Here is a 6,622-nt window from a genome sequence, read left to right as displayed (position 1 = left end):
TAAGCTCTTTAGCTGGTTGTTCTGCAATGGATGTTGCTTCTTTGTTAAAAAAGATGCGTGCTGAAGTGGATGATTTTAAAATTGAAGTAGCAGCTAATTTAACGGATGAACATCCAAAAGTTTACGATAAAGTGCATGTTACCTATAAATTTTATGGAAATGACTTTAAAAAAGATAAAATTGAAAAATCAGTAAGTCTTTCGGTAGATCGCTATTGTGGTGTTTTTGAAATGTTCCGTAAGTTTTCCGATATTTCTCACGAAATAGTATATATAGAACAATAAAATTTAAAGGATAAAAAACTAGAATCGTTGGCTGTAAGTGTAATCTTATACATTTGATCCATAGATTCTAGTTTTAATTTTTTTAATTCCCAATATTAAGAATATGGGATTTTTAGGCAGCTTACTTATTCGTTTTCTTCTGTGTATTCATCGTATAAAAAGTCGTTATAAGGAAAACGAGTAATGTGTATTTTCTTTACTTCTTCAAAGACTTTTCTTCTAAATTCTTCCATATTTTCTTTATTCAAGGCTGAAATAAATAAACAATTATTTTTATCTAACTTGTTCATCCATGTTTTTTCCCAATCTTCTAAAGTATAATGAATTTTTGTTTTTTCGGTAACTAAATCATCTTCATCAATAGTCTCATGTTGGTAAGCATCAATTTTATTAAACACCATTATAGTTGGTTTATTGACACTTTTAATTTCATCTAAAATTTTATTCACAGATGCAATATGATCTTCAAAATTTGGATGCGAAATATCAACAACGTGCAATAGCAAATCTGCTTCACGAACCTCGTCTAAAGTAGATTTAAAACTTTCAACTAATTGGGTTGGTAATTTTCTAATAAAACCTACTGTATCTGTTAATAAAAAAGGAATATTTTTTATAACCACTTTTCTAACGGTAGTATCTAACGTAGCAAACAATTTATTTTCGGCAAAAACATCGCTTTTACTTACCACATTCATTAAGGTTGATTTCCCTACGTTTGTATAACCAACAAGAGCAACACGCACCATTTTTCCACGGTTTTTGCGCTGCACTGCCATTTGTTTATCAATAACTTTTAGTTTCTTTTTAAGTAAAGTTATTTTATCACGAATTATACGTCTGTCAGTTTCAATTTCCGTTTCCCCGGGACCACGCATTCCAATACCACCTTTTTGTCTTTCAAGGTGAGTCCATAAACGTGTTAAACGAGGTAATAAATATTGGCATTGCGCTAATTCTACTTGCGTACGAGCATAACTTGTTTGTGCTCTACTGGCAAAAATATCTAGAATTAAATTGGTTCTGTCAAGCACTTTACAATCAAGTACTTTTTCTATATTTCGTAATTGTGATGATGAAAGCTCATCATCAAAAATGGCTGTTTCAATATTATTGGCATCCATAAATGCTTTTACTTCTTCCAATTTACCAGTTCCGATATATGTTTTTGGATGTGGGTTTTCTAATTTCTGAGTAAACCTTTTTACTGCCTTACCTCCGGCAGTTAATGTTAAAAACTCTAATTCGTCTAAATATTCGTTAGATTGCTCTTCGTTTTGATGTTGGGTTACAACTCCAATTAAAACAGCTTCTTCAGATGTTACTTTTTTCTCTTCTATCATGTTGCAAATTTACAAATTAGTTTAGTTGAAATTACGAAATGATTTCTTTTTAATAGTTAAGTTTATAATAAATAATTCTACTCTTGTTTTCTATAGATGCCAATCAATTTTTAAAGTGAAAGATTAAAAAACCTTATTTTAGCATTTCACATTATAATTAAACGTCATTTTATGTTTTCATATTTTAAGTCACAAGGTAAAAATAAACACGCTTATACAATTGCATTTTACAATCTTGAAAATTTGTTTGATACCAAAAATGATCCAACTACTTTAGACGACGATTTTACACCAAAAGGAAGAAAAAACTGGAATTATAAAAGATATAAAAGAAAACTTAAAAAGTTAGGTAGTGTAATGTTGCAACTAGGAGCAGAAAAATCTTTACATTCTCCAGCTATTATTGGAGTTGTTGAAGTTGAAAACCAAGCTGTTTTGGTTGATTTGGTAAACACAAATAACTTAAAAAATGAAAACTACGGAATTGTACATTACGATTCTCCAGATGAAAGAGGAATTGATGTTGCCTTACTTTATAAAAAAGAATTATTTGAGTTGTTGCATTCCGAAACTTTTCCGCTATACTTAAGTGCTGAAAATGGTGAAAGAGATTATACACGAGATGTTTTATTGGTAAAAGGAAATTTAAATGGAGAGTTGGTTCATATACTGGTAAATCATTGGCCGTCTAGAAGAAGTGGTGAAGATTTTACCGAAGAAAAAAGAATAAAAGCAGCTGAACTAGTTTCTAGTATTACCTATAAAATTACCGACGAAACAGCAGATGCTAAAATTATAATTATGGGCGATTTTAACGATGATCCAACAAGTAAAAGTGTTAAAAATTATTTAGTAAACGATACTTTTTACAATCCTATGGAGCGTTTAATAGCCACAGGAAATGGAACATTAAATTATAAAAGAACCTGGCATTTATTTGACCAAATAATTTTTTCTAAAAATTTTATATCTGTTAAAGAAAACACACATTCTTTTAAATATGCACAAGTTTTTGATAAGTATTTTTTAAAAGAATGGAAAGGAAAATATAAAGGGAATCCTTTTAGAACTTATATTGGCAAATGGTACCAAGGTGGTTTTAGCGATCATTTTCCAGTATATGTATATTTAAAAAAGAATTAAATAAAAAAACTCAAACTTTTTAGTTTGAGTTTTTTTGTTTTTCATCAAGCCTCTATGGTTAAAGGCATTTTATATATTTTATCTCGAATTCCTGGATTTTCAAATTTTTTATAATTTAAATTTTTTCGAATATATTTTACAACATCTTTGTTTTTACAACCAGGGCACAAAACTACAATTTCACCTTCCGAATTAAATGTAAATTTTAAGGTGATGGTCATGTTTCCTTCAACAGGAAAATCAGGAGTTTGAAGCAGCTCAATAATCTGGTTTCTAAGTTCTTTTTTTGTTACATCTGGATTCTCAAAATTTGATGCAAACAATCCAAATGTACCAATTACTAAGGCTAAAGCCAATAATTTAAATTTTTTCATTTTTGGTAGATTTAAGTTAAACATCTTTTTATTTGATACTAAAATTAAGATTTATTACACTGCAAATCCTCTTTTAAAAGTCTCTTAACATTTGTTTAACCCATATTTTATGAAATTGCAGTATTTATGTTGGAAATTTCAATATTTTATTATTTTAAAACACTGTAAAACAATATATTAAAAATATTAATCTAAATTATTACAGTTAGAGAATTAACTTAAATTATGTTAAAAGTTAAAATTGGTTCATAAAAAAAGCTCAAACAAATAATGCCTGAACTTTTAAATTTTTAATATTTTAATTATACTATTTTCATTTTTAAAGGCATTGTATATAATTTATCTCTTTCTCCAGGGTTAGTAATTTTATGATAATTTAAATTTTTTCGAATAAAATTTAAAACTTCTGGGTTTTTAGAATTTACATGTAAAACAACTATCTCTCCTTCAGAACTAAAAGTAAAAGTAAGCGTTATATTTAATTCTTTTTCAATATTAAAATCGGGCGATTTTAGGAGATCTATAATTTCAGTTCTAATTGTTTTTTCTGGCGATTTCATTTCGCTTGTGGTTGCCGCAAATAAACTAGATGTTCCAATTACTAAGGCTAAAGCCAATAATTTAAATTTTTTCATTTTTTGATAGATTTTAGTTAAACTTATATTTGATGTTTCAAATGTATTAGTAAAAGCTTATCCATTACTTTTCAAAATGTCGATTAACATTTGTTTAACCTCAAAAAAATATTTTTTAAACTATTTATTATAATAAAAATATTTAAAGTAATGATTTACTGTTATTTAACAGTAATAGTTGATTTTTTAAAGTTTAAAGATTTAACATAATTTAAGTTAATTCAGCTTTTTTTAAGTAGCTTTGATTAGTAATCTAAAACAACTACAATGAAAAAAATAGTATTATTAACGCTCGTTGGAATTTTTCTTTTTTCTTGCAAAAAATCTGACACTCAAAAAAAAGTTGAATTGAAATACCCTACAACAAAAAAAGTAGATACTGTTACTAATTATTTTGGTACAGATGTAAAAGACCCTTATAGATGGTTAGAAGACGATATGTCTGATGAAACAGCTGCCTGGGTTGGTGAACAAAACAAAGTTACATTCGATTATTTAGCAAATATTCCGTATCGCGAAGCATTGAAAAATCGATTAGAAACATTATGGAATTACGAAAAAATGGGCGCTCCATTTAAAGAAGGAGATTATACTTATTTCTATAAAAATAATGGCTTGCAAAATCAATATGTTTTGTATCGATTTAAAGGTGAAGATGAACCAGAAGTATTTTTGGATCCAAATACTTTTTCTGAAGATGGAACAACTTCGTTAGGTGGTTTGTCTTTCTCAAAAGATGGAAATACAGTTGCTTATGCTATTTCTGAAGGAGGAAGCGATTGGAGAAAAATAATCATCATGGATGCGCTTTCAAAAGAAATTAAAGAAGACACCATTATTGATGTAAAATTTAGTGGAATGTCTTGGAAAAAAAATGAAGGAATTTTTTATTCGAGCTACGAAAAACCAAAAGGAAGTGAATTATCTGCTAAAACAGATCAACACCGTTTATTTTATCACAAATTAGGTACAAAACAAGTTGAAGATAACATCATTTTTGGTGAAAAAGAAAAAAGACGTTACGTTGGTGGTGGTGTTACCGAAGATGGAAAATACTTGATTATTTCTGCTTCTGTTTCAACTTCTGGAAACGAATTGTATTTTAAAGATTTATCCGACGTAAATAGCGAAATTAAACCAATTATTTTAGGTTTTGATAATGATACAAATGTACTTGACCACCAAAATGGATATTTTTTTATGCAAACTAATTTAGACGCGCCAAATAAACGTGTTGTTAAAGTTGCTGTTGAAAATCCAGATGCAAAAAACTGGGAAGATGTAATTCCTGAAACTGAAAATGTGTTAAATGTATCTACTGCGAGCGGATACATTTTTGCAAAATATATGGTTGATGCTGTTTCTAAAGTAAAACAATACGATTTTAATGGAAAATTAATTAGAGATATTGAACTTCCTGGTGTTGGAACAGCTGGTGGATTTGGAGGAAAAGTTGATGCAGAAATTATTTATTATTCTTTTACCAATTATATAAATCCAGGTTCTATTTATTCTTTTGTTCCTAAAACAGGAGAGTCAAAACTTTATAAAAAACCTGAAATTGATTTTAATGCGGATAATTTTGAATCTCAACAAGTATTTTATACTTCTAAAGATGGTACAAAAATCCCAATGATTATTTCCTATAAAAAAGGAACTGAATTAGATGGGAAAAACCCAACAATCCTATATGCTTATGGTGGTTTCAATATAAGTTTAACACCTAGCTTTAGCATTGCAAATGCCGTTTGGATGGAACAAGGCGGAATTTATGCAGTACCAAATTTACGTGGTGGAGGAGAGTATGGAAAAGCATGGCATAATGCCGGAACTAAATTGCAAAAACAAAATGTATTTGATGATTTTATTGCGGCTGCTGAATATTTGATTGAAAACAAGTACACGTCTTCAGATTATTTAGCAATTAGAGGAGGTTCTAATGGTGGTTTGTTAGTTGGTGCAACAATGACCCAACGACCAGAGCTAATGAAAGTAGCATTACCAGCTGTTGGAGTAATGGATATGTTACGTTACCATACATTTACTGCTGGAGCAGGTTGGGCTTACGATTATGGAACTGCCGATGATTCTAAAGAAATGTTCGATTATTTAAAAGGATATTCGCCTGTACACAATGTAAAAGAAGGTGTTGAATATCCTGCAACTATGGTTACTACTGGAGATCACGATGATAGAGTAGTACCTGCACATTCATTTAAATTTGCAGCAGAATTACAAGCAAAACAAGCGGGAAGCAATCCTACTTTAATAAGAATTGAAACAAATGCTGGTCATGGAGCTGGAACTCCAGTTTCAAAAACTATTGAACAATATGCCGATATTTTCGGATTTACATTATACAATATGGGCTATAAAGAACTGCCAAGTAAAACGAAGGTAAAAGGATAAGTTAAAAGCCTAATTGATTTAAATTTAACCGTCATTACGAGCAAAATATTACGAAGTAATCTAATACAAATTGCTTCACTTTGTTCGCAATGACGTTTTTTTTATATTATCTCCAAAATCTCGGCACTATTAAAATGAATAATTTCACCTACTTTTTTACCTAACAATTGTTTTCCAATGGGAGACTGAGAAGAAATTGCAAAATAATCTACTCCATTAATTTCAATTTTCCCAATACTAATGGCTAAAAAATAAGTACCTTTTGTTGTTTTAATGAGACTTCCTAAGCAAGTAACATCACTCTTTTTTTCAATAGTTATTTTCTTTAAAACTTCTTGCATTATAGTAACTTCAGAAAGTTGTTGTCCTGCTTTTTCCATTTCTAGTTGAATCATAGCGCGTCCAGTTTCGTGCTTGTCTCCAGCCGAGCTTTT

The 6,622-nt window shown here is 29.4% G+C and carries 7 protein-coding genes; 3 read left to right on the top strand and 4 right to left on the bottom strand.

Features of this window, described 5'->3' with window-relative positions; genetic code table 11:
- The coding region (locus AB1Z17_RS09725) for an OsmC family protein (RefSeq protein ID WP_368051609.1) at positions 1-284 on the top strand (284 nt) is incomplete at its 5' end.
- A 125-nt stretch (positions 285-409) separates the two neighbouring features.
- On the opposite strand, the gene hflX is transcribed toward AB1Z17_RS09725, so the two are convergent.
- Positions 410-1,627: a GTPase HflX gene (gene hflX, locus AB1Z17_RS09720; RefSeq protein WP_368051608.1), complete on the bottom strand. Its 1,218-nt coding sequence runs from the start codon at positions 1,625-1,627 to the stop codon at positions 410-412.
- Positions 1,628-1,798: 171 nt separating this feature from the next.
- On the opposite strand from hflX, the gene AB1Z17_RS09715 reads away from it, so the two are divergent.
- Positions 1,799-2,770, top strand: coding sequence for an endonuclease (locus AB1Z17_RS09715; protein ID WP_368051607.1), 972 nt, complete (start codon positions 1,799-1,801; stop codon positions 2,768-2,770).
- Between the two features lie 44 nt (positions 2,771-2,814).
- Here the strand turns inward: AB1Z17_RS09715 and AB1Z17_RS09710 are convergent, their stop codons facing one another.
- Both AB1Z17_RS09710 and AB1Z17_RS09705 read right to left on the bottom strand, forming a co-directional pair.
- Complete coding sequence (locus AB1Z17_RS09710; RefSeq protein WP_368051606.1) at positions 2,815-3,144, bottom strand: hypothetical protein; 330 nt, start codon at positions 3,142-3,144, stop codon at positions 2,815-2,817.
- Between the two features lie 302 nt (positions 3,145-3,446).
- Entirely contained in the window at positions 3,447-3,779 is a 333-nt protein-coding gene (locus AB1Z17_RS09705) for a hypothetical protein (RefSeq protein WP_368051605.1), read from the bottom strand.
- A gap of 267 nt (positions 3,780-4,046) precedes the next feature.
- Between AB1Z17_RS09705 and AB1Z17_RS09700 the strand changes: the two genes are divergently transcribed.
- Positions 4,047-6,188 carry a prolyl oligopeptidase family protein gene (locus AB1Z17_RS09700; protein ID WP_368051604.1) on the top strand — a complete coding sequence of 714 codons (2,142 nt, stop codon included), beginning with the start codon at positions 4,047-4,049 and terminating at the stop codon, positions 6,186-6,188.
- 101 nt (positions 6,189-6,289) lie between these two features.
- On the opposite strand, the gene AB1Z17_RS09695 is transcribed toward AB1Z17_RS09700, so the two are convergent.
- Positions 6,290-6,622 (bottom strand): GreA/GreB family elongation factor (locus tag AB1Z17_RS09695; RefSeq protein WP_368051603.1); only part of this gene is annotated, 333 nt, incomplete at its 5' end.

It is taken from the genome of Lutibacter sp. (assembly GCF_040883305.1).
Lineage (GTDB): Bacteria > Bacteroidota > Bacteroidia > Flavobacteriales > Flavobacteriaceae > Lutibacter.
This window is presented reverse-complemented; position numbering and strand designations above follow the sequence as displayed.

Coding starts and splice junctions, on each gene's coding strand:
- hflX (WP_368051608.1), bottom strand. CDS start 1,627: ATGATAGAAGAGAAAAAAGTAACATCTGAAGAAGCTGTTTTAATTGGA.
- AB1Z17_RS09715 (WP_368051607.1), top strand. CDS start 1,799: ATGTTTTCATATTTTAAGTCACAAGGTAAAAATAAACACGCTTATACA.
- AB1Z17_RS09710 (WP_368051606.1), bottom strand. CDS start 3,144: ATGAAAAAATTTAAATTATTGGCTTTAGCCTTAGTAATTGGTACATTT.
- AB1Z17_RS09705 (WP_368051605.1), bottom strand. CDS start 3,779: ATGAAAAAATTTAAATTATTGGCTTTAGCCTTAGTAATTGGAACATCT.
- AB1Z17_RS09700 (WP_368051604.1), top strand. CDS start 4,047: ATGAAAAAAATAGTATTATTAACGCTCGTTGGAATTTTTCTTTTTTCT.